This window comes from Streptomyces nojiriensis (assembly GCF_017639205.1).
GTDB lineage: Bacteria > Actinomycetota > Actinomycetes > Streptomycetales > Streptomycetaceae > Streptomyces > Streptomyces nojiriensis.
Genome location: NZ_CP071139.1, coordinates 1 through 21,004, shown reverse-complemented (window position 1 = coordinate 21,004; position 21,004 = coordinate 1). Strand labels below are relative to the sequence as shown.

Sequence of the window (21,004 nt, the reverse complement as noted above, 5' to 3'; positions counted from 1 at the left end):
GCCAGCTGCTGCAGCGGGATCGGTAGAACCTCGAAGGCCGATCCCGCTGCAGCGAACGATCGCGGCGGGTGACGGCCGTCGTGCAAGTAAGTCCTAACGAAATGATCACTTGGCCAGGTGTGGCAGGCCGGGCCTATACGTTCTGTCGCATGTTCGTTGTCACAGTGACTTACACAGCACCGCTGAACGAAGTGGACCAGTGGAGGCCGGCCCACGGCGACTGGCTGAACCAGCTCATCGCACAGCGGCTGCTTCTCGTGGCGGGACGCCGAGTGCCCCTGGTGGGTGGTGTCTACCTCGCCGCGGCGATGCCGGCCGAAGAGCTCGAACGCCTGCTCGCTACTGATCCCTACATCATCAACGATGTGGCCACACACAGCGTTGTGGAGTTCACACCACTGCTGATGGTGCCTGGCTTGGAGGATCTCAAGGACAGCTGACGGCTTGTCACGCAGCGCTGGCCGAGTAGTGGGTCCAGGTGCGGAACCTCTGGTCGGTCGCCGCCCGCCTGATGACCTTGTACGCGAAGACGTTCCCCGGCTCGGACGGGGCGAAGGCCGTGCACTGGTACCGGATGGCCGCGAAGGCCGCCGACGCCTCCGACGACGTCGACACCCGCGTCTGGGTCCGAGGACGGGCCGCGATCGCGCTGGGCTACGAGGGCGCTGCCCTGTCCGTCGCGGACGTCTTCGCTGACCAGGCCATGGCCATCAGCGACCGGCCGTCTCTGGGCCTGCTGAACGCGGTCTTCGGCAAGGCCCACGCCGCAGCCCTCCGCGGCGACGAGGGTGCTGACGCGGTGAGGTCGGTCCGCTTGGCCATGCCGCCTCCCCGTCTGCGGGGTGCCGCCGGTCGAGGCGTTCCGCACCGAGCTCGGTGACGCACTGCGGAAACGTCGCCGGCATCCACGACGCCCTGGCCGGCCTCGCCACCGAGCCCCAGCGCCGCACCGACCTCTCGACGGCATGCCGCGCCTCATCGTCGTTCTGGACCGGGCCGACACCACCCTGCGGCACCTCGCCCAGTACTGGGAGACCCTCCGGCATAAGGACGACCCGAAGAAGTTCGCTGGCGCTGCTGCGGTACTTCGACGGCCACCAAGGCCGCGGCTCCGCCGAAGGCCGGTAGTGTCCCGTTTGTGCATGTCAGAGGGAGGGGTCTATATGCAGGGGCTGAGCCGTCGAGTAGTTGCGGCAGTGGGGTGGGTTCCTTTGGCCGCGGTCTTCGTCCTGGGATGCGGAGCGGACCCGGCAGGCAATGATGCCCCGCGCGGCAATGCCTCGTCCCACGACGCCGGCGCCAAGGCATCAAGCAGTCCATTGCCAAGTCCGTTGACCGGGGCGCAGACGGTTGCCGCGGTGCTCGCGCCAGTCGACCTTCGCGGGGACTGGAAGACGACAAGCGAGGACCTGTCTCCGCACGTCGAGGAGCGTGACCACGGCATCATCGGCGTGGATGGTGACGCGGCGTGCGACGAGGTGGTCGCCGGCTCGTTCCGCGACGCCAAGCCGACCGCCGTGGCCAGCAGGACGATGCGGGATAGTAACCGGCAGACCGTGGTGGGAGTGAGTGTCGACGCGTATCCCAGCGTTGAGGGCGCGCGCCAAAAGTTGGAGACGGTGCGTCAGTTGCGGCAGAAGTGCTCGGGGGCCGCGGTGGAGTCGTACACCATCGAATACGGAGTGCTGAGCACACCGCCGCGCGGGGATGAGTCCTACGGCGTGCGGATGCGTGCGAACGGCCAGCGATTCGACGAGATCGTGATCCGCGTCGGAGCGAGCACCGTGTCGGTCACGTTCGCCGAGTCAGCTGGCGACGACACCGAGCTCGTCGACGCCACCACCGCCCAGGCAGCAGAGAAGCTCCGCCAGGCAGCTCTTCGGTAGCGCGGTCCGGAAGGTGGGCGTGCTTGCCGCAGGCAGCTGGGCGGCCGCAGGGCACTCGCCGACATGCGGCATCTGATCGCCGAGGCCGGGGCGGACGTGGCACAGATCTCTGTACTCGGTGGAGCACTCTCATGAGTACGCCGACAGCTGCCCACCCCGCCCCTCCAGCCAGGCCGGCACCGGCAGCAGAGGCCGCACCGCAGCCCATTCCGCGCCCAGTTCGGCGAGTGCCCGCAGCTGTTCGGCGTCGAGCTTGTCGCGGCGGGCTTTCTGTTGGCGATCCAGATGCCGGTGCGGTGCTCACTGCCGTCGGGCAGCCGTTCCAAGACGGCCCGCCCCGGCATCCCACCCTCCCGTGCGGTGTGCGCGGCGCGGCCCAGCTCCGTCATGTCCGCGGCCCCCGCCCCTGGGGCGCGTACCGGGCGGTGCGGTGCGGGTGTACGTCTCGGCCCCTTCGCCTTCCTGGGCTTGGGCTTGGCGGCGGGGTGCGCGGCGGGCCGGGGCGGGGTCGTCCGGCGCGGCCGAACCGGGCTTTCGGCCCTGCGCTCGGGAGCCCGGCGGGCGGGTTGGGTCTCGGCGGCCGCCTCGCGGGCCGCGGGCGCGGGACGGGCCGGCGCGGGAGTACGGCCGGCCTCAGGAGTGGCGCTGGTCGGAGGTGCGGCCGCAGGGCCGGGCATGGGGGAGAGGGGCAGCGCCACCCCCGTGTCCGGTCGTGCGGGCCGGGGGTCGACAGGGTGCTTGTGGTCTTCCGCTGCCGCGACGGGCGAGGCCCCGGCGGGCCGGGTGGGTGCGGGATGGACGGTGACGCATCCCGGGGCCGCGAGCAGCGCGACAAGGAGCAGAGGCAGGCAGCGGCGCATGCCGCCACCGTGCCGCACACGCCCCGCAGGGCGCCTTGGACGGGCCCGCGGCGCCCCTCGGATGGATGATGCGATGGCCGTCCTGCAGGGCCCGTCTCCGGCTGGTCTGGCGGACCCTGGAAGAGGGGCAGCCAAGCCGCGAGGGAGGCCCCGTGACGCTCCGACCGCCGGTTGGGCCGATGCTGGCGCAGGCCGCGGAAGCCGTACCGGGCCCGGCGGCACTGCGGGCGGGAGTGGCGTACGAGCAGAAGCTGGACGGTTCTCCAGACACTTCGTGTGTGCTTCATTCCCCGTCCTCGCAGGGGGTGCCTGTGTCGGAGAGGGGCTGCTCGCTACGTGTCGCCGGGTGCCAGGTCGGTGCGCAGCCGTCGATCAGGAGGATGGAGGGCCGCCGGAAACCCGGTCCCGTCAGGCCGTCGGGCGGCCGAACCAGCGGGAGGCCGCCTCCTCAAATCCGGCACCAGCGGCGTCGTCGACCTCCGCCCATGCCACGGTGCCGTCAGGACGGATCAGTACGGCCTCCAAGCCGAGACCGTCGACCGGGGTTCCGGCCGCGTACCGCACTCTGTCCCGCCAGGCCGACGCCGGTCCCGCCAAGCGGCGCTCGGCAGTGAAGTCGAGGACGACGCCCAGTCCGCCCCGCATCAACTCACCCAGCGAGGCGCCGTCTTCGAGCAGGAAGTCGGGCGCGTTGCGGCCCACCAGCGGATGCGCGCCGCCGAGGTCGTAGCGCATCGACAATCCCGACATCTTCTCGAAGACGTACGTCGTCCCGTCCCGCGTCCCGAGCAGGTCGCGGACCACACCGCGGGCCGCCCACGTGCCGCGGTTGGGCCGCATGACCGCCACCTGCGCCCGCGACCAGTCGAGCACCTGCGCGCCGACGGGGCGGCGTTCCTCGTCGTACGTGTCGAGGAGGCCGTCCGGCGCGTGCCCCTGTACGATCGCCGCGAGCTTCCAGCCCAGGTTCACGGCGTCGCCGATACCGGTGTTCAGGCCCTGCCCGCCGAGGGGCGAGTGGATGTGTGCCGCGTCGCCCGCGAGGAGTATCCGGCCCTCCCGGTACGTCGTTGTCTGCTTGGCCCGGTCGGTGAAGGTGGAGACCCGCCGCACGTCGGTCAGGGTCACGTCGGTGCCCGACACACGGCGCAGCACCGTCTGGAGGTGATCGAGGGTCGGCTGCCGCGAGCGGTCGAACGCGCCGCCGTCGAAGTCCATCATCCCGAGGGTTCCGTCGGCACCCATGCGGAGGTACATGCCGGTCGGCGTCGCGTTGATCCCGGGGCGCAGCTTCTCCGGGTCGGCGAGCGTGGCGACCATCGTGTATCCGGTGAACTCCGGCTCGGTGCCGGTGAATTCGAATCCGGCGAGACGCCGCACGGCACTGCGCCCTCCGTCGCAGCCGACGACCCAGCGCGCTTCGACGGCGTCCGCGCCCGCGGAGACGACCACGTGCTCGTCGTGTTGGACGACCGCGTCCACCGGGGCGCCCCGCCGAATCTCGACGCCGAGCTTGATCGCCCGCTCGGCCAGCAGTGACTCGACCGCCGGAAGCCTGATCATCAGGGTGTCGGGGGCCGGGCTGGGCAGTCGGTACGGTAGAGCGGCCAGGTCGACCTTGGCCGGATCGAGCATCACGCCTGCGAAGTGGCCCACGGCGAGCGGGCGTGACGTCCCGTCGGCCGCAGCCACCGCCGGGGCCCCGTGTCCTGCCACGTCGGCAGAGGTCTCCCGCAACGCGTCCAGCAGACCGCGCCGGTAGAAGGCTCCGGTCGAGAAGCCGAACAGGCCGCGCTTCTCGAATGGCTGCGCCTGCCACCGCGAGTCCGGCTCCGGCTCCTTCTCCCGCACCAGTACGGAGCAGCCCGCGAGGCCGAGTTCGCAGGCGAGGAAGAGACCGACCGGGCCCGCGCCCACGATCACCACGTCGTACATGAGACATCCCCTTCCGAAGCACCGCCGGGCAGCCGCCCGGCCTTGACGCTTCGAAAGGTGTCAGTACCCGCCGACACGGCTCCGACAGGGATCGACAGCACGCCGAGCCGAAGGCACGCGCCGTGCGGCACATGCGCCCCGCGCCCGTGACGACCTCTACCGGTCTGCCCGGCACTGATTGCGCTCCCTACGGTGCGCCCTGTCCCGAGATCGAGCAGGACCTCATCGGCCGCGCACGCCAACTCCGCCATCGGCATGCCCTGGACCGCTGGGACCGATCTTTTGTTGCAGGGCGTCCGCGGACCTTCCGGGGTGCGGCGGTGCTTCATGCCCACGTCAGCGGTTGTTCTGCCGACGGAGGCGTCTCGTGAGACACCACACTGTCTGGAGAACGACGGTCACCGGGCGCTGCTGTTCTCCGCGGCCGGGCCGGGCGGCCCGGTGTTGGTGCAGACCCGTCGCGGGGCGCTCGTCCAGGACCGGTGGCCGGACCTGGTGGCGGCCGCCGAGGCGCAGCTGCCTCACGTCCTGGTCCTCGACGGCGAACTGGTCGTCTGGGACACCGAGGCCGGCCGCCTGTCGTTCGAGGTGTTGCAGCGCCGGGCCGCCCCCCGAGCCCGCGGCGCCCTGGCCCTCGCCGTGAAGTGGCAGGCCTACTTCGTCGCCTTCGACCTCTTGCAGCACGACGGCCAGGAACTCCTCACCCGCCCGTACGCCGAGCGGCGCGCCCTGCTGGGGAACCTGTTTCTCCGAGCATGCCCTGACCGCTCCGTGGACGCTCTGCCCGATGACGACGGACCTGGCCAGGGCGCGGGAGTGGCTGGAGTCCTGGACGGACGTGTCCGGGGTGGAGGGGATCCTGGTCAAGCCCCTGAACGGCCGCTACCTGCCCGGCTACCGGGGATGGACCAAGATCAGACGCCGGGACACCACGGAGGCGATCGTCGGCGCGATCACCGGAACCCTGACCCGCCCCGGCCTCCTCGTCCTCGGCCGCCACGACCACGACGGCCGGCTGCGCGCGGTCGGCCGGACCGTACCGCTGCGCCCGGACGCCGCCCGGCAGGTCGCCGAGCACCTCACCGCGGCCGCGCCCGGACACCCGTGGACGGGGGCCAAGTTCTCGGCGACGTGGGGGAGCCGCGACGTCCTCGACACCACCCTCGTCCACCCCGCTCTGGTCGCCGAGATCAGCGCCGACCGCGCCATCGACCGCGGCGGCGTCTACCGCCACCCCCTCTGGTTCCAGCGGCTGCGCCTGGACGTGACCACAGAGGATGTCCCTCCGTTTGGAAGCGGTCCGGTTTCAGCGGCGGGGTGAGGGTCGGCAGACCCCCATTCGGTCGGCGGGTGCTCAGCGTGGCCGCTGTGTGGCCCGCTGAGCGTCTCCGGGTATCGACTTGGCCTCCTTGTCGGGGGCATGCCTGAAAGGGGCTCAGTGGACCGCCTGCGCCCTCTTGTTGTGCGAGCGCGGCCGGAGGTCAGGGGTGCGGTTTCGGGCGGCAGCGAGGTAGTCAGGTGGGTTCGCTGCTGTGCGGGGGTGGTCGCGGCCGGGCATGCAGGATGCGGCGCTGAGCCGTGTTTGACTCCCACCAGTTGGTTATCCCAGTTGAACTGTCACCTGGGACTCTCACCGTGAACTATCACTGGATCTATCAAGTTGCCCTTACATCTCCCGCTGGGGCGTCCATGATCATGAGCTGTCTCAGCGGCTCTGTGAGAGCTGAATCATTTGAGTAACGCGGCTTCAGATAGCTAGCGTTTGGGGCATGAAGACGACAGCTGCTGCGGCATCGAACATGCAGGACGCGAAGGCGACCGGGCGGGACACCCGCAAGGCGGTGCTCGAGGGCTCCATCCGGACGAACGTCCCGCTGCGCAAGACCTTCGTGCAGGCGAACGCAGGGGGTGCCAGCCGGCATGGTCCCCTGAAGGAGTTCGTGACCGGGAGGGACTTGCGAGGCCTGAAGGCGTACTTGCTCATCGTGGCCGCGTGCAGCAATGGGGTCAACGGCTGGTCGACCACGCGCGACAGCCTGGTGTGGGCGCGGATGTTGGACATCGTGGAGACGACGAACAAGGACCAGTCTGCCCGTACCGGGGCATGGCGGGCCCTGTTGCGGCTGCGCGCCCGCAAGCTGATCGACTGCCACCGCAGCGGGACCAAGATCACGGTCACCCTCCTGCGCGAGGACGGTACCGGTCAGCCGTACGACCGCCCCAAGGGCGTCATCGAGGAGGACCGCTACTTGCAGATCCCGGCCACGTTCTGGACGACAGGCCGCGACGAGCCGTTGGACCTTCCTGGCCTGGCCATGTTCCTGGTCGTCGCCCGCGAGAAGAACTGGTCGTCCTTCCCTCTGGAGAAGGCTCCCGAGTGGTACGGCTGGTCTGCCGACACCCACGAGCGCGGGCTGAACAAGCTCCTCGCCCTCGACCTCGTCGAACGACGCGAGAAGTACATCAAGGCGCCGCTGGCCCCGGCCGGCTTCGTCAAGACCTACCAGTACAAGCGCACCGCCGCCGTGCAGCCGCGCAAGGCCAAAAAGGCCGTAGCCGCGGCACCGTGAGCCGACTCCTGCTCGGGCCGATGGCCACGAGCACCGGCCCCGCGGCTGCCCTTGCGGAGCCAACCCCGCTGTCTCGCACCCTGCTGTCCGTCCGGCCCCGCCTTGGGGCGTAGACGCCCCATGCCCCACTCCCCACCTGCGGACAGTCCGCAGGCACGTCCCAAGGAGGACAACCGCTCATGTCCGTCACCACCAACCAGTCCCAGCAGCCGCCCGTCCCGCAGCCCTCGGGTACGGACCCGGTGCTGCTCCTGGTGCTGGGGATCGTCGTCGTCCTGGTCCTCGGCGCCACGCTCTACCTGTGCATGGTCCACCCGTCGTTGGCCGCCCCGATCGGCGCCGTGGGCGGGATCGCCTCGGCGCTGGCCACCGCGTTCGGGGTCGCGATCGCGCTTCGCCGACGATGACGCACACCGTGGCGGAGTAACGCACAGATTGACGACTCCCCATGTCAGAGCGGTGCGGGCGTCTGCTGGCCGGATGCAGTGAGTACGTGGAGCGGGGCCGTCACGAACCGGTGGCGGCCCCGCTTCGCTGTGTTCGGGACCGGGCGCCAGGCGTCCTCCGGGCGAGTGAATCCGGCCCTCGCGTACGCGTAGGCGACTTGTGCGGTGCGCCCCCAACTCGCCCCAGAATCCTGCCTATTGACAACAAACGGGATCTTTCGGCATGTTTCCGGCGCGGTCCGATCGTCGGGCCGGCTTGGTGTGCGGATTGGAGTGGGGTTCATGGCGCTGGCGCGTTCGGTGCGTGAGGTGTTCGACGAGGGGCAGGCGGCGGGTCGGCTGCGGGTGCCGGTTGCGGCGTGGCGGTGGGCGACGGGTTCGGGTCTGGTCCCGGCTGCGGACGTCGGGCCGGGCCGGTGGTCGCGGGCGGTGGTGGAGGCCGCCGACCCGGAGCAGGTGCGGGCGGCGCTGCGGGGGATCGAGGCCGGGGTGGCGGCGGACCGGCTGACGGAGGCCCTGGGGGTGCCGCTCCCGATCCTTCGTCCGCGGGTGACCGCCTCGGCGGTCGGTCACCTCGTCAAGGCCGGCCTCCTGGTCTACCTCGGCGGGGAGCCCCGGTTCCCCGTCGTCCATCCGGACCAGGTGGCCGCCCTGGCCCGCCGGCGGGACCTGCCCGCCCTCCTCGACCAGCATGTGCCCCTCGGCCCGGACCAGGCCGCGGTGCGTCTGGGCGTGCGCCGTACCGACTTCGACCAGGTGGTGCGGCTCGGGTGGCTGGCCCCGATCGGCTCCGTGGACGTCGACTACAAGCGCCACGGCGGGGTGACCACGGTCCCCCTGTATGACGCCCAGGAGATCGCGCTGCTGGAGGTGGTTCGCCCCTGCGTGGACTGGCGGGCGGTGCGCACCGCCCGGGCGGGCCGCCGTTCCCCGCTCGCTGCGCTGGACCCGTTCCCGGGGTGGCAGCGGGTGTTGTTGGCGGAGGTGGCGCGGATCGCCAGGGTGGGGCGGGCCGCGGTGGTGAACTGGCGCCGCCGGAACCCCGACTTCCCCGACCCGGTGGCGGGTACGGACGTGCACCCGCAGTTCGACCGCCGCGCGGTCGTGGCCTGGCTCCTCGCCCACGACAAGATCGGAGTACCAACGGGGCCGACGATCGCCGCCCTGGTGCTGGCCGGGGCCAAAGGCGCCACGCACCGGTTCCGCTTCGATGACCCGTGGCTGTCCCTGGCCGACGACGCGGCCGGCGAAGACACGTTGTCCGGCTGGTCCACCGACGAGGACGCCGACGAGCTGGCCGCCCTGGCCGGCGGTGAGTTCGGTGCGTCGCTGCGCCGGCTGGCCGCGCCCGGTACCGGCCCGCTGGCGGTGCCGGGTCAGGTGCGGGTGATCGAACGCTTCCGGTCCGGGTCGGGGGGCCTGCGCCTGACGCTGGCGTGGCCGGCCGGCCTGCGCGGCACCACCGCCTTGGGGCCGGCGGGCGGGGTGGTCCGCCACGGCGTCGCCTATGTCGGGCCGGGCGGGGCCTGCGTCTGCGCGCGGCACGACTGCGGCGGCGTGGTTCCCGTCTCCTGGTGCGCCGAGCACGGCGACGCGGTGGCGCCGGTGTTGGAGTGGCACCCCGGCGGCGGGGTTCGCTGCACCGACCTGTCGGCCGCACTGGCGGCCGCGGTCGGGCAGACGGCCAGGGCGACGGTCGACTAGGACTTGTCCGGTCGATCATGTTCGGAGCCAGATGGTGAGGGCTGCGGGCGTTGCGGTGCCGAGGTAGACGTAGCGGCGTTTGTCGTATCGGGTGGCGACTGCCCGGTGCTGTTTGAGGCGGTTGATGGCCCGTTCGATGGTGTTGCGTTTCTTGTAGCGCTCTTCGTCGAAGGCCGGTGGCCGTCCGCCGCGTGAGCCTTTGCGCAGGCGGGCGGCCTGGCTGTCGGTTTTCTCCGGGATGGTGTGGCGGATGCCGCGGCTGCGCAGGTACTGGCGGCAGGGTCCGTTGCTGTAGGCCTTGTCGGCCGCGACGCTGTCCGGCTTCTTGCGCGGTCGGCCGGGCCCGGGTTTCGGGACGCGAATCTTCTCCAGGACCGGCTTGAACTGGGTGCAGTCCGCCCGCTGACCTGGTGTGACGACCAGGGACAGCGGGCGGCAGCGGCCATCCGCGCTCAGGTGGAGCTTGGTGGTGAACCCGCCGCGCGAGCGGCCCAGGCCCTCACCTCCAGCACCACCTCCACCAGGCGGGCGACGAGGCTCTGCCACGGCGTTTCGCCCTGGTGTTCTGGGACTTCGTCCCCCTTTGAGGCGGGGGCCGGCGGCGGGTCGGTGCGGGCGCCAGCCGCGTGCTGATGAGCCCGCACGATGGTGGAGTCGACCGAGATGTCCCAGTCGATCTCACCCGCCGCGTCCGCTGCGGCCTGGACCTTCTGGAGCAGACGCTCCCAAGTCCCGTCACCCGACCACAGTCGGTGGCGTTCGTAGACGGTCTTCCACGGCCCGAACCGTTCGGGCAGGTCACGCCACTGCACGCCGGTCCGAACCCGGTGCAGAATCCCGTCGATCACCTGCCGGTGGTCCCGCCACCTGCCACAACGCCTGTTGCTGACCGGCAGGAACGGCCGCAACCGTTCCCACTCGGCATCCGTCAGATCACCCCGGCCCATGTCCACATCAACGACCCGGACACGGACTAGTCACATGATCGGCCGGACAAGTCCTAGTCGTCGGCGGCCGAGCGGTGCACGATGCCGGGCGGGCTGCCGTCGGGCCCGTTGCCCGGGGATCACGGTACGAGCGACCCTGGGCCCCGGCCGGGGGAGGGGCCGGGGCGCTGGGGGTCCGGGTGCCGTATGGATCCAGGCGGCAGCCCGTCGTGCGGGCGGGCCTGACGCGTGACGCCGTGCTACAGGGCAGGTTTCCTGTGCCGTTTGAGAAGGTCGGTAAAGAAGGCCGTGAGGATCCGTTCCCCCTCCCCCTGGGGCTGTGTGAGTTCCCAGCCTCCGAACCGGTAGATCTCATAACCGGCCAGACGCAGGCGCCGGTCCTCCGCGACCATCTCCGAGTACAGCCGCGGTACGGCGGTGTAGGTCACCCGCCCCTCGGCATCGGGTGGGTTCTGGCGGCCGTAGTGCTGGACGCCGTCCACCTCGATGACGATCCGGGAACGGTCAGGCGCGAGGAGAAGGAAATCCATCCGCTGCCGGTACAGCGCACCGGACTGCTTGCCGCTCCTGCGCGTGTACGGGTCGTAGTGGAGATAGACCTGCGGGATCAGCGCGGGAAGCTCGAAGCCGTCGGTCTCCGCGTAGGCCGCACAGTAGGTGCGCAGCACGAGCTGCTCGGGGAGTGAGTCCAACGACCGGTAGAGGCGACGATAGAGGGCGTCGGCTGCCGTCTTCTCGTCCGCGTCGGGTTGATGGTGGGTGCGCCACCAGGCGACCATCTGACCCCAGGTGAGGCCATGGGGCGGCAGTGGGTCCGAGTACACCAGGCAGTTCTCGGCGTTGCGGACTATCTCGACCTTGTTGTTCACCGCGTCCCGCAGGACGATCTCCGGCTTGGGCCCGACCGCAGCGAAGATCAGGTTCTTGAAGCTGCCTTCCGGCCCCTGCTTGAAGCGACTCTCGTACTCCAGCTCTTGCAGTTCCTCCAACGCGTCCCGGGTTGGACCGAGGATGCCCTCGACGCAGTCCCGCCGGGCCTGCCAACTGCCGCTCATCTCGTTCTTACGCCAGTAGGTGCCGAAGCCCTGCGGGCCGTCGAAGGTTCTAAACGGCCACGCCGGCACCTCCAGGGCCAGCCGCCGTACGACAGCGCCGTGCGCCTTGATGACGAGCACCACGCCCTCGTCATCGAGGCGCCTGTCCCTGCCGTCGGTTCCGTAGCTGACGAAGTCCTCGTACAGGAGCTTGGTCAGGGCGACCGCCACATCAAGATCCGTCTTGTCAGCCAGGGGACCAAAGCGCAGCGACTCGACCAGCGCCGCGTCCAAAACCCAGCGCTGCCCCCAGCCGTCCCCACTGCTGAAGAAATCATCCCGGTTCAAGAACCCCCACCCCGTTCTGTCATCTTGTGAACGCCATCGTCCGCTGCGCTGTCTACCGCCCGCCAGACCTGCCGTCGGCCTTCGGTGTGAACGACGTTGGGTTGACCTGCCCGGTGAAGGTCCTGCGCCGGGGCTGAAGAGCTGAAGACGACCAAGGACACCCCGGGGCGCTGCTGCGCCATCGGCCTTTCACGATCGTGGACGCCCCGAAGACTGCTCCGCCGGAACCGTCCCGGCCTGGGCGAGGTCGTTCTACCGTTGCCGGTAGCACCCCGCCGAGGAGGAGCCGATGAGCGCCCAACCCGACCACACTCCCGCCGCCCCGTACGCACCCGCACCCGGCGCACCGGCCGAACTCCTCACCCAGCTCCGAGCCGACCGTCGCGCAGAGCGGTGGGTGCCGGCCTTCGAGCGCGAGTGGACGGCCGCGTTGGAGGAGTCGCGTCGGACCTTCTCCCTGAACACCCTCTACGAGGTCGTCCACGTCTGGCAGGCTCGTCTTGCCTCCGCCCCCGCGGTCGACGCGTTCACCGCTTCCGGCTTCGACGAAACGGGGTTCGTGGACATGGCCGAGGTCCGCGGCCGGCGGCGCCGATGAGCCTGCCCCCATACGCGGTCCGCCTCTCGACACCGGCCGCGAAGGTCCTCGCCGAACTCCCCGAACACGCGGAGGAGACAGTCTGGGACCTGCTCGACGCCGCCGCGGCCGCCCCGTGGGGCTTCCGCCAGTGGGACGCCGACGACGCCGAAGGCGAAGACGTCCGGATCGCGTCCGCAGGCCAGCTGTCCGTCATCTACTTCGCCAACCGTGCGATGCGCCACCTGTCCGTCCTGGACATCGTCTGGCTCGGCTAGGTCGCGACCGTCTCGGTCGCGTCCGCTGACGGTGCTCACCTGCGGCAAAGGAGGGCATTGCCGGACTTCTGGTACAGGCCGGTCCGCGGATGACTTTGATGACCTAGCTGACGAGATCCTGACACTTCTGACAATGACGGCGACTCGACTCCATGGAGCCGATGGGGATATGTGAGCAACCCCGTACAGCCGCAGTCGTGAGGTCACGATGTTGACCGGTTTCGGTGACCGTGCCCATGCTCTCCAACCCCGTCGCTCTAAAGGTTGTTGCGGAAGCCTCGGTTCTGGGCATTGCGCCTGTATGGGTGGGGTGTTGTGGGCTGGGCCGGTGTGGGCTGGGCCGGTGTGGGTGGAGACGTTCACCGGGTTGCGGATGGACCGGTTTGCGAAGCTGGTGAGGGTGGTGGGGGAGCGGGGTGGGGAAGGGCCCGGTGGTGGCCGGCCGTGGTGTCTGCCGCTGGCGGACCGGGTGCTGCTGGTGGCGGTCTACTACCGCACCAACCTCACGATGCGGCAGCTCGCCCCGCTCTTCGGTGTCTCCCCGGCCACGGTCTGCCGGGTCATCCAGCGGCTCGGGCCGTTGCTGGCACTGGAGCCGGCGCCGCGGCCTGTCGCCGACGTGGACCGGTTGTGGATCGTGGACGGCACCTTGATCCCGGTCCGTGACCGCAGTGTGGGCGCTTCCTCGAGGAACTGCCGGTTCTCGGCGAACGTGCAGGTCGTCATCGACGCCGACACCCGGCTGGTCGTCGCCTCGGCCCGGCCCGCGCCCGGCAACAAGGCCGATGCCCACGTCTGGCGCGAGTCCGGCCTGCCGGCCACGGCCGCGGGGACGACGGTCATCGCCGACGGCGCCTACCTGGGCACCGGCCTGATCGTCCCGCACCGCAAACGTGCTGGACGCCCCCTCCTGCGTGGTCAGCAGGAGGACAACGCTGAACACCGAAGGGTCCGTGCCCGCGTCGAGCACTCCTTCGCCCGTATGAAGAACTGGAAGATCCTCCGCGACTGCCGCCAGAAAGGCGACGGCCTCCACCACGCTGTCCAGGCCGTCGCCATCATGCACAACCTCGCCGTGACACGGTGAACAAGCAGGTCCACTCACACGCAGACCTGCCCGCACCCAACCTTCTGCAACAACCTTTAGCTGCGTCCTGAAGGTTCCGCGTCCGGGTTCAGGTTTGCGTCGTTCATGGCGGCACCGGAGCGAGGCTTCGAGCGCTGGGCTGGGCAGCGATGACGGCACTGTCTGTGGTGGTGGTCACCTCGGCCCCCCCTCGAAAGGTTCTTCCTAGCTGGACAGCGGTAGTTGCTTTCGAAAGGTTGCGCCAAACGTGCGTTCGAGTGAAAGGTTGCAGATCGCCTCGCATGGACATCCCCACGCACGGCTGGCGAACGTTCGGGTTCGTCCCGCTGGCGCTGCTTTGGATAGCCCTTCGACTGCACCCCGTCCACGCCTGAGCAGCCCTTTCGCGGCTCCGGAGTCGTTCGTCTTGCCGAGGGTCGCCTATACCATCGCCGCCCTGGCCTCCGTGTATTGACGCCGCGACACGCCGGGCCACGTAAATCCGTCACAACCCAAGATCTAGTGGTTGTATGAGCGCTGCCGCCCAGAGGTTGTGGTCCTCAAGTCCTCCGAGTGTCCGGGCTTCTCGTAGAGTGGTGGCTGCTTCACCAGCTCCTCCCGAACATCCACCGACACCCCGTCGTGTGGAGAGCCTGCGCGCCTGCGCGTGGGTGGTCCAAGGGAGTTGGAGGAAGTAGTTGACGAACGAGGTGGAGCACGAGGAGCGGCGCGAGCGGCGGCTGAGGATGTTTCAGGCGCTGGTCGACTGGTCGCCTGTGGTGCCGCTAATCGTCAAGGCGGTGACGTGGCTGGTGGAGAACGTCGGATGACGACGTGGTGGGACCGGACGGTCGGCAGGCTCAGCAATGAGCCCGGCCGCGTGAAAGTCGGCCGGGCTCATTAGCACCACCGTCACCTGGCAGGGGGCTTGGTCCGGGTTGCACCCCGGATCAGGCCCTCCGCTGCGCCTGCCGGTCCTGGCGGCGCTCGACGCGGTGGGCGGACGGTCTCCGCTTGCGCGGTGGCCGCCTCAGGTAGCGCGGTCTGTCCCTGACACAGAAACGTAAGGCACTCACGCAGCACCGGACCCCACCCTAGCGCAGCGGTCTATGTACTGGCCCGCCCCGCTCGCCGCTCGGCGGTGTCCCGCCGAGGCGGCTCACGCCGGTTTCCACGAGCTCCGCGAACCGGTTCGCGGAGCTCGATCTCGAGTGTCCGGCGCCCGTTGGGCGCTGGCCCGCGTACAGCCAGCTGTCCTTGTACGGGAACCTCCCGGGCGCCGTCATGCTCGTGTGACGGTGGTGGGGTCGGCGTGCCATTCGCGTCCGCCGTGTTCGGGGGAGATGAATGCCACCACCTGCTGTCGGCGGCTGCCGGGTGGGTCGGAGGGGTCATCCCATGTGGGGTCGATGTCCCGGAGGATGCCGGTCCTGCCGTGTGCGTCCTGGACGCGGTGTCCGATGTCGTTCCGGTCGATCATCCCGCACCCCCTCTCAGGCGTGGGGGTGGTGGCGGATGGCGACGTTGCAGTCGGACACCCCGGACAGGTCCCCGGCCCGCCGGCACGCGGCCCGCTGCGAGGCTGCGCCGGTGCATCGCGGACAGCTGGGGGCGGGTTCGGGGTCGAGTCGGGGAAGTGTCACGTGCACGGGGCCGCCCTGGCCTCCGCCAGGCGCTCCGGGCTTGCTGTCGTACGTCATGCCGTCACCGCTCCTCGACCGTCTCCGCAGGCCCCCGCACGCATACCGTCGGTGATCTGATGTCCCCTCACCAGGGGCATCGGTAGGGGCAAGATGGAGTGATGGACCTGGGGGACTTGATCAGAGACCTGCGCATCGCGCGAGGATGGTCGCAGGTCAGGTTGTCCGACCAAATCAACGCCCGGTACGGGACGGCCCTGACCCGCGAGTACGTGTCCCGGTGGGAGCGCGGTGCGGTGACGCCGGGCGCCTACTACCTGCGGTGCCTGTCCGTCGTTCTGGACATACCGCTTGGGGTCTTGGAGGGTCAAGTGGACAGGCGTGAGTTCCTCACCGACGCGGCCGGCGCCGCGATAGCCCCTGTGGTGGCCTCCGACCTCCTCAGCGCGGGGTTCGCCGCCCGCCTGACCGGCGGCCCCACCGTGGAGGCATGGGAGGCCAAGCTGGCGGTGTACGGGACCGAGTACATGAGCCTGGGCGCAGCCGACATCCAGCGCCGCGTCAGCGCCGAACTCGTCACCGTCCAGCAGCAGCTCGACAACCCCCGCCTCTGGTCCGTCGCCGCCCGCCTGATGACCCTCTACGCGAAGACGTTCCCCGGCTCGGACGGGGCCAAGGCCGTCCACTGGTACCGGATGGCCGCGAAGGCCGCCGACGCCTCCGAAGACGTCGACACCCGCGTCTGGGTCCGCGGCCGCGCCGCCATCGCCCTCGGCTACGAAGGCGCCGCCCTCCCGATCGCGGACGTGTTCGCCGACCAGGCCATGGCCATCAGCGACCGCCCGTCACTGGGCCTGCTGAACGCAGTCTTCGGCAAGGCCCACACGGCAGCCCTCCGCGGCGACCGCACCACCGCGGGACAGCTCCTCACACAAGGTCGGCGCATCTTCGACCAGGCCGGCTCCCACGAACAGACCTCCGACTACGCCGTCCCCTGGTGGCGGGTCAACGTCTTCACCTCCCTGCTCGCCGCCCGCCTCGGCGACGAGACCACCGCCGTCGCCGCCCAGGACGCCGCAGCGGCGCAGCTCCCCGCGACCCTGCCCCGGTTCGCCACCCACCTGGAGATGCACCGCGGCCTGATGCTCGCCCGCTCCGGCGACACCGCCGCCGGCACCGCCCACGCCCGCGCGGCGCTGGACGCCCTCCCACCGGAGAAGCACTCTCTGACCCTCCGGCTTCTCATGACGGGGGTCGAACAGTCCTGAGCATCCTCTGCGCGCGTCGAGCAGTGGCTGCGCTCCGGGCGAGGACGTTTATGTGCCTGCTGTCGGTCCGGTCCCCCATGCTTGTGATTCAGGGCGAATGACGAAGAGAGCAGGGGTGCCATGGCTCTGGGGGATTTCGAAGAGGACCAGCCTGTAGTCGGTCTGAGAAGGCAGCAGGCTCTGATCAGAGCTGTCCTCGGAGCGACGAGCGCCGATGAGTCACGCTGGCTGGAGTGGAAGTCGGATCTCGACGTCTCCAAGCCCGACGGCGCCTTCGCTGTGGCCAGGGCCATCCTCGGCTTTGCGAACCGCATGCCGGATGTAGCCGCCCGATGGGCGGGAGGCCACGCCTACCTCCTGGTCGGAGTGGAAGAAGGCGCACTGCACGGCGTGACCACCCACGATGTCGAGAAGGTCGACCCCTGGATCGCGCGATACCTCGGCGAGGACTTCGACCGCTACACCTTCACCTACGTTCCGATGGACATCGGTGACGGCACCCGGCACGTCATGTTCGTCGACGTGTTCCCCCCGAAGTGGGGTGACCCCATCCACCCGCTGCGCAAGACGCATGTGAAGGCATACGCGGGCACCGTGTTCCACCGCTATCCGGGAAGGACTCAGCCGGCGGGCCCTGGGGAGATCGACGCGTTGACCGAACGGGCGCGCCGCGCAGCCCAGCGCATCGACGTCGCTGTCGAGATGAACGCCGGCGCCCTCGCGTTGGTGCCCTTCAACCAGGACACCATCGAGCAATCTCTCATCGAGTATCGAGACAACCTGCTGGAGGAGCTGTCCGCCCCGAGCGACGACGAGACGCCCCTGACCACCAGGTGGGCCATCCGGTCCCTCGCCCTTTCCGACCACCGAACGGAGGACGAGTTCCGGGAGGAAGTCGAGGAGTACCTTCGCGAGCGCGCCGCTGCGACAGAGGAGTTCCTCCTACGGGCCACGGGCACAGCGGGAACTCCGCTCCGCGTGAAGCTTTCCAACCCGGGGGAAACGTTCTTCGCCAAGGTCGAGGTCGTCCTGACTCTCTCCGCGCCCGTCCGGGCTTATGCGTGGGACGAAGATGAGGAGATCTACTGGCCCCAGAAGCCGGCCGCATACGGCACACGCAGCTTCCCGCACCCCTGGATCGCAGCACAGCGGCCGCCCGTCTTCATCGGGCAGGATCCCCTGCCCCAGGTCGAGCAGGAAGAGGGTCGCCTCGTCGTCCGGTACAGGCCGGTGGACCTGCGGCCACACGAATCCGTACAGCTCCCTCCGGTGCTCCTCTACAGCTACAGCGAAGCGGCAGACGCGGTTGTCCAGTGGACAGCGACAGCCACCAACGTAAGCGGCCACAAGCGGGACCGCTTCGTCCTACCGGCAGAGCGGGTACCGGGCCCCAGCATCGAAGAGGCAGCCGGCCTTCTGCAGGACTAGCTGGGCCGCCGGGCTTTGCGGCAGGGGGAACCTCCGCCCTGCTCCAGCCCGAAGGAACAGAACAGGGTCCTGCTCGGCGATGTCCGGTCGTGACCCGGCTGCGCTGGGTGGTGACGTACGTCCGGTGCGCGCAGTGCGGGGCACCGGACGAACTCGTCCTCAAGGACGAGCGGGTGGATCTGGCGATGGCCCGGGCCGGGACGCGTCCGCGAGAGGCACCCGGGCGTGAACGTCCCCGAGGCGCTCCAGCTCGTGCGCGACGTCGCCTCCCGCTGGCGGACTGTTCCGATGTCGCCGAGTAGGTCGCGCGGTACAACGCCCGGAACGGGATGGAGTACTGGGGCCCGCGGTAGCGCCGGAGCTGCGCCGCGTCCCGGCGCGGGGACGGCGTCCTGCGCCCCCGCAAGGGCGACCGCGAGCGCGTCGTAGGCGTCTGTGCCGACCCCGGCGGGACAGGTCGCTTTTTCTAAGCGAACGTCGGGTAAATCGCCCCATACGGCCTCGCCTCTAGTTCGGTGGCAGGTAATCAGGGAGGGGGGAATCTTTACAGCTGATAGTTGGGTCGGATCTTCCCGGGGGGAGTGAAGCAATTCGCATTGCTTTTCGCGAGTTTGTAGTTGTAGCTATAGCCTCTTATGTAGCCATCCCTGCGGCCCTGCTCATAATAAGAGCCACCGTAAGGAAATCCCGGCAAACTGTAATGGCGGCATTGAGCGCCGTCCATAGTTCCAGCCGATTGCCCCGCTCGATAGCCATCACATCGACCCGTCCAATACCGGGATTGCAGGTCCATCCCGTGGAGGAAGCAGCCCGTATAGGACTTGTCATTGTTCAAGTCGCCCGAATTATCGTTCGGCAGCTTTGCCGGGACGCTCATCTCCGCGATCGGTATTACCTTGAGCGCGGTGGTGTCTACGGCGTGCTGCTCCGGCGAGGCTGCGAATGCATTGGAGGGAAGAAGCGCTGCCGCTCCGACGGCCAAGGTTGCCGCCATAGCAAGTGGCACGAGTCGTTGCCTTAGGGGTGTGCAATGCATAGGAATAACCCTCGCAGGTTGATGGCGAATCGAATCTTTCTGGACTCTCCGCTGGTTCACCGATCTGTGTGAACTCATGTCTCAATTAAGTCCTGGCCGTCGGTTCGTGTCACGGCACTGCATGTCGGGTCTTGACAAGGGGGGGTAGGAAATGCATGAAGAACGTCTTGTCCTTTGCGACTGCATATTCTGATTGGCAGGTCGTCTCGCCCGAAGTAAGCCGTACTTCCTCGAGGGAGCGCGCACGAAGCTGGACGCCGCCGCAGCCACGGCGACCCGACAGCCCACGCCGCCGGCCGTGAGCAGCAGAGGACGGCGCCGCGCGGTCCGTACGGCCCCTGCGGCCGCGGCTGACGGCCAGCACGCGGTCGGTTCAGGCCAGGGGTGCCTCCACCGCGGCCGCGTCGACCCTGTGCCCGCTGGGATGACTCGTGGACGAGGATTCCCGTGGGGATGGTCTGTCGGGCCCGCCGCCCACTTCGCCGACTGGTGTACTGCTGGAGGGCTTGGAGGCCGTTCTGGAAGGCTGCGCCGCCTGTGCGCGGCCCGCGGGAAGCCCATGGCCCGTCTTCGCGGTCGTCTTGCGGGCGCGTGGGGCCTTCTTCAAGCCGGGTTCACCATGTCGAGCTGCTGCTCGGTGTTCAGCCGGTCCCAGTCCCGTTGTTGGGTGGCGAGCTGCCGTCCGATGTCCTCGCCGTGCCGGGTCACCCTCCGGGACGGCCGCAGTCAGGCGGGCGCCGTCGTCCTGGAGCTGGGTGAGGTAGGCGGAGTGCCGCTGCCAGTCGACGGTCCACCTGAGCGTGCGCGGGTGCGATCTCTCGGTTTCGTGTCAGTGTCACGTACTGACATGAAACCGAGAGATCGCCGTCACTGTCCCGCGAACGGCACTTGAACGGTGCCGCGCCGAGCCAAGGCATCGATTTGCGTATGCTCTATGCGGAATCAGTATTGATTGGGCTAGGGTTGCATCATGGTGATGGGTACGGAAGAGCTTCTCAGGCTGACGGTCGCTGCGTTGATGACGCGGACAGGTGTGCGCCAGAACGTCCTCGCCGACGGCCTTGGTCTCTCGCAGGCGCAGATCTCCCGTAAGCAGGCCGGTCGTCAGCACTGGTCGCTGGAGGATGTCGACGGCCTGGCCGCCCACTTCGGTCTGCACGTCCTGGACCTCCTGGCCGGCCCGACCCACGCAGTCGGCGTGCTCCACGGCTCGACCCCCGCCCTGCGCCCCTCCGGTATCGCTGCCCCGCCGCCAGCCCCCGCTCCTGCCGCGCAACTGCCCCTCCCGGCCGTGCAGCTCCCTGCCCCGGCCTCGCCCCCGCAGGCGCCCGCCTCGCCGGCCGCTGCGCACACGCTGCCGTGCGTGCTGTGCGGACAGCCGTGCAGTGAGGAGGTCGACGGGTTTCCGCAGCACCTGAGTGCTGAGGAGTGCGCGGCCGCCGTCGCCGCCGCACCCCCGGGCCTGGAGGCGGCCCCGGTAGCACCCACACCGGTATCCGTTCCGCAGCAGTTCCCCGCCGAGCTTCCGGCTCCGGAGCCCGCGCCGGAAGCGGCGGCGGAGGCCGGGCAGAAGGCCGAACTCGCTCCGGCTCCCGCCGATCCGGCCCCGGCTGCGCCGTTCCCGCCGGAGCCAGCCGTGCAGCAGGTCCGGCCCGAGCCGTCGCCCGCTGCACCTCCATCCCCGGCACCGGAACCCCGGGCCGGGGCGCCGGAACCGGCGGCCGGGGCGAGGCCGCGGAGCCCTCGTACGTATGCGTCCGGGGCGCTGACCGACCAGATCGCCGACAACGTCCACGCTGCTCTGCAGGAGTGCGAGGGTGACGTGGAGGCCGCCCAGGCCGCGCTCATCAAGTCCGCGATCCCCGACGTCATGAAGCTGTTCAAGGAATCCCGAGTCGGCGGCCGGTACGAACACAGTGAGTTCCCGCCGACGGCCGACGTGCTGCGCAAGCGCTCTCAGAAGGGTGCGGACGAGATTTGG

General features: G+C 69.5%; 17 protein-coding genes and 2 pseudogenes. 15 read left to right on the top strand and 4 right to left on the bottom strand.

Going from position 1 to position 21,004, the window contains the following annotated elements:
• Positions 1–149 precede the first annotated feature (149 nt).
• From JYK04_RS00085 to JYK04_RS00075, 3 genes and pseudogenes are all read left to right on the top strand, one after another.
• On the top strand, positions 150–440 hold the full coding sequence (locus JYK04_RS00085) for a YciI family protein (RefSeq protein WP_189748565.1): 291 nt from the start codon (positions 150–152) through the stop codon (positions 438–440).
• Positions 441–487: 47 nt separating this feature from the next.
• A pseudogene (locus tag JYK04_RS00080) lies at positions 488–790 on the top strand (XRE family transcriptional regulator); the annotation flags it as partial.
• 373 nt (positions 791–1,163) lie between these two features.
• Entirely contained in the window at positions 1,164–1,886 is a 723-nt protein-coding gene (locus JYK04_RS00075) for a hypothetical protein (RefSeq protein ID WP_208809260.1), read from the top strand.
• A gap of 1,268 nt (positions 1,887–3,154) precedes the next feature.
• Here the strand turns inward: JYK04_RS00075 and JYK04_RS00070 are convergent.
• Positions 3,155–4,681, bottom strand: coding sequence for an FAD-dependent oxidoreductase (locus JYK04_RS00070; RefSeq protein WP_189748559.1), 1,527 nt, complete (start codon positions 4,679–4,681; stop codon positions 3,155–3,157).
• A 255-nt stretch (positions 4,682–4,936) separates the two neighbouring features.
• Between JYK04_RS00070 and JYK04_RS40870 the strand changes: the two are divergent.
• From JYK04_RS40870 to JYK04_RS00050, 5 genes and pseudogenes are all read left to right on the top strand, one after another.
• Positions 4,937–5,368, top strand: a pseudogene (locus JYK04_RS40870) (ATP-dependent DNA ligase); the annotation flags it as partial.
• Positions 5,369–5,468: 100 nt separating this feature from the next.
• On the top strand, positions 5,469–6,002 hold the full coding sequence (locus JYK04_RS40865) for an ATP-dependent DNA ligase (protein WP_237410233.1): 534 nt from the start codon (positions 5,469–5,471) through the stop codon (positions 6,000–6,002).
• 448 nt (positions 6,003–6,450) lie between these two features.
• Positions 6,451–7,251 (top strand): hypothetical protein, encoded by an 801-nt coding sequence (locus tag JYK04_RS00060; RefSeq protein WP_189748688.1) that lies wholly within the window; start codon positions 6,451–6,453, stop codon positions 7,249–7,251.
• A 179-nt stretch (positions 7,252–7,430) separates the two neighbouring features.
• Positions 7,431–7,658, top strand: coding sequence for a hypothetical protein (locus tag JYK04_RS00055; protein WP_189748691.1), 228 nt, complete (start codon positions 7,431–7,433; stop codon positions 7,656–7,658).
• A 321-nt stretch (positions 7,659–7,979) separates the two neighbouring features.
• Positions 7,980–9,401, top strand: coding sequence for a hypothetical protein (locus JYK04_RS00050; RefSeq protein WP_189748693.1), 1,422 nt, complete (start codon positions 7,980–7,982; stop codon positions 9,399–9,401).
• Positions 9,402–9,416: 15 nt separating this feature from the next.
• On the opposite strand, the gene JYK04_RS00045 is transcribed toward JYK04_RS00050, so the two are convergent.
• Positions 9,417–10,348 (bottom strand): IS5 family transposase gene (locus tag JYK04_RS00045; protein ID WP_425282265.1). Its coding sequence is split into 2 segments (ribosomal slippage): positions 9,417–10,010 and positions 10,013–10,348, totalling 930 coding nucleotides; the frame shifts between segments, so codons are not numbered across the junction.
• 239 nt (positions 10,349–10,587) lie between these two features.
• Positions 10,588–11,730, bottom strand: a complete 1,143-nt coding sequence (locus JYK04_RS00040; RefSeq protein ID WP_189748699.1) for a hypothetical protein — start codon at positions 11,728–11,730, stop codon at positions 10,588–10,590.
• Positions 11,731–12,019: 289 nt separating this feature from the next.
• Here JYK04_RS00040 and JYK04_RS00035 point away from each other — a divergent pair, with 289 nt between their 5' ends.
• The 4 genes from JYK04_RS00035 (at position 12,020) to JYK04_RS41810 (ending at position 14,481) form a co-directional block, all read left to right on the top strand.
• A complete protein-coding gene (locus tag JYK04_RS00035; protein ID WP_189748701.1) occupies positions 12,020–12,328 on the top strand; it encodes a DUF6247 family protein in 309 nt (102 codons plus the stop codon).
• Positions 12,325–12,585: a hypothetical protein gene (locus JYK04_RS00030; RefSeq protein WP_189748703.1), complete on the top strand. Its 261-nt coding sequence runs from the start codon at positions 12,325–12,327 to the stop codon at positions 12,583–12,585. Before JYK04_RS00035 ends, JYK04_RS00030 begins: the two co-directional genes overlap by 4 nt.
• Before the next feature lie 301 nt (positions 12,586–12,886).
• Positions 12,887–13,672 carry a transposase family protein gene (locus JYK04_RS00025; RefSeq protein WP_202185905.1) on the top strand — a complete coding sequence of 262 codons (786 nt, stop codon included), beginning with the start codon at positions 12,887–12,889 and terminating at the stop codon, positions 13,670–13,672.
• 677 nt (positions 13,673–14,349) lie between these two features.
• Entirely contained in the window at positions 14,350–14,481 is a 132-nt protein-coding gene (locus tag JYK04_RS41810) for a hypothetical protein (protein WP_268254196.1), read from the top strand.
• A 452-nt stretch (positions 14,482–14,933) separates the two neighbouring features.
• On the opposite strand, the gene JYK04_RS00020 is transcribed toward JYK04_RS41810, so the two are convergent.
• Positions 14,934–15,131, bottom strand: a complete 198-nt coding sequence (locus tag JYK04_RS00020) for a hypothetical protein (RefSeq protein ID WP_189748430.1) — start codon at positions 15,129–15,131, stop codon at positions 14,934–14,936.
• A gap of 321 nt (positions 15,132–15,452) precedes the next feature.
• On the opposite strand from JYK04_RS00020, the gene JYK04_RS00015 reads away from it, so the two are divergent.
• The 3 genes from JYK04_RS00015 to JYK04_RS00005 form a co-directional block, all read left to right on the top strand.
• Positions 15,453–16,559 (top strand): helix-turn-helix domain-containing protein, encoded by a 1,107-nt coding sequence (locus JYK04_RS00015; protein WP_189748425.1) that lies wholly within the window; start codon positions 15,453–15,455, stop codon positions 16,557–16,559.
• Between the two features lie 120 nt (positions 16,560–16,679).
• A complete protein-coding gene (locus JYK04_RS00010; protein WP_189748422.1) occupies positions 16,680–17,987 on the top strand; it encodes an AlbA family DNA-binding domain-containing protein in 1,308 nt (435 codons plus the stop codon).
• 2,006 nt (positions 17,988–19,993) lie between these two features.
• The coding region (locus JYK04_RS00005) for a helix-turn-helix domain-containing protein (protein WP_280120913.1) at positions 19,994–21,004 on the top strand (1,011 nt) is incomplete at its 3' end.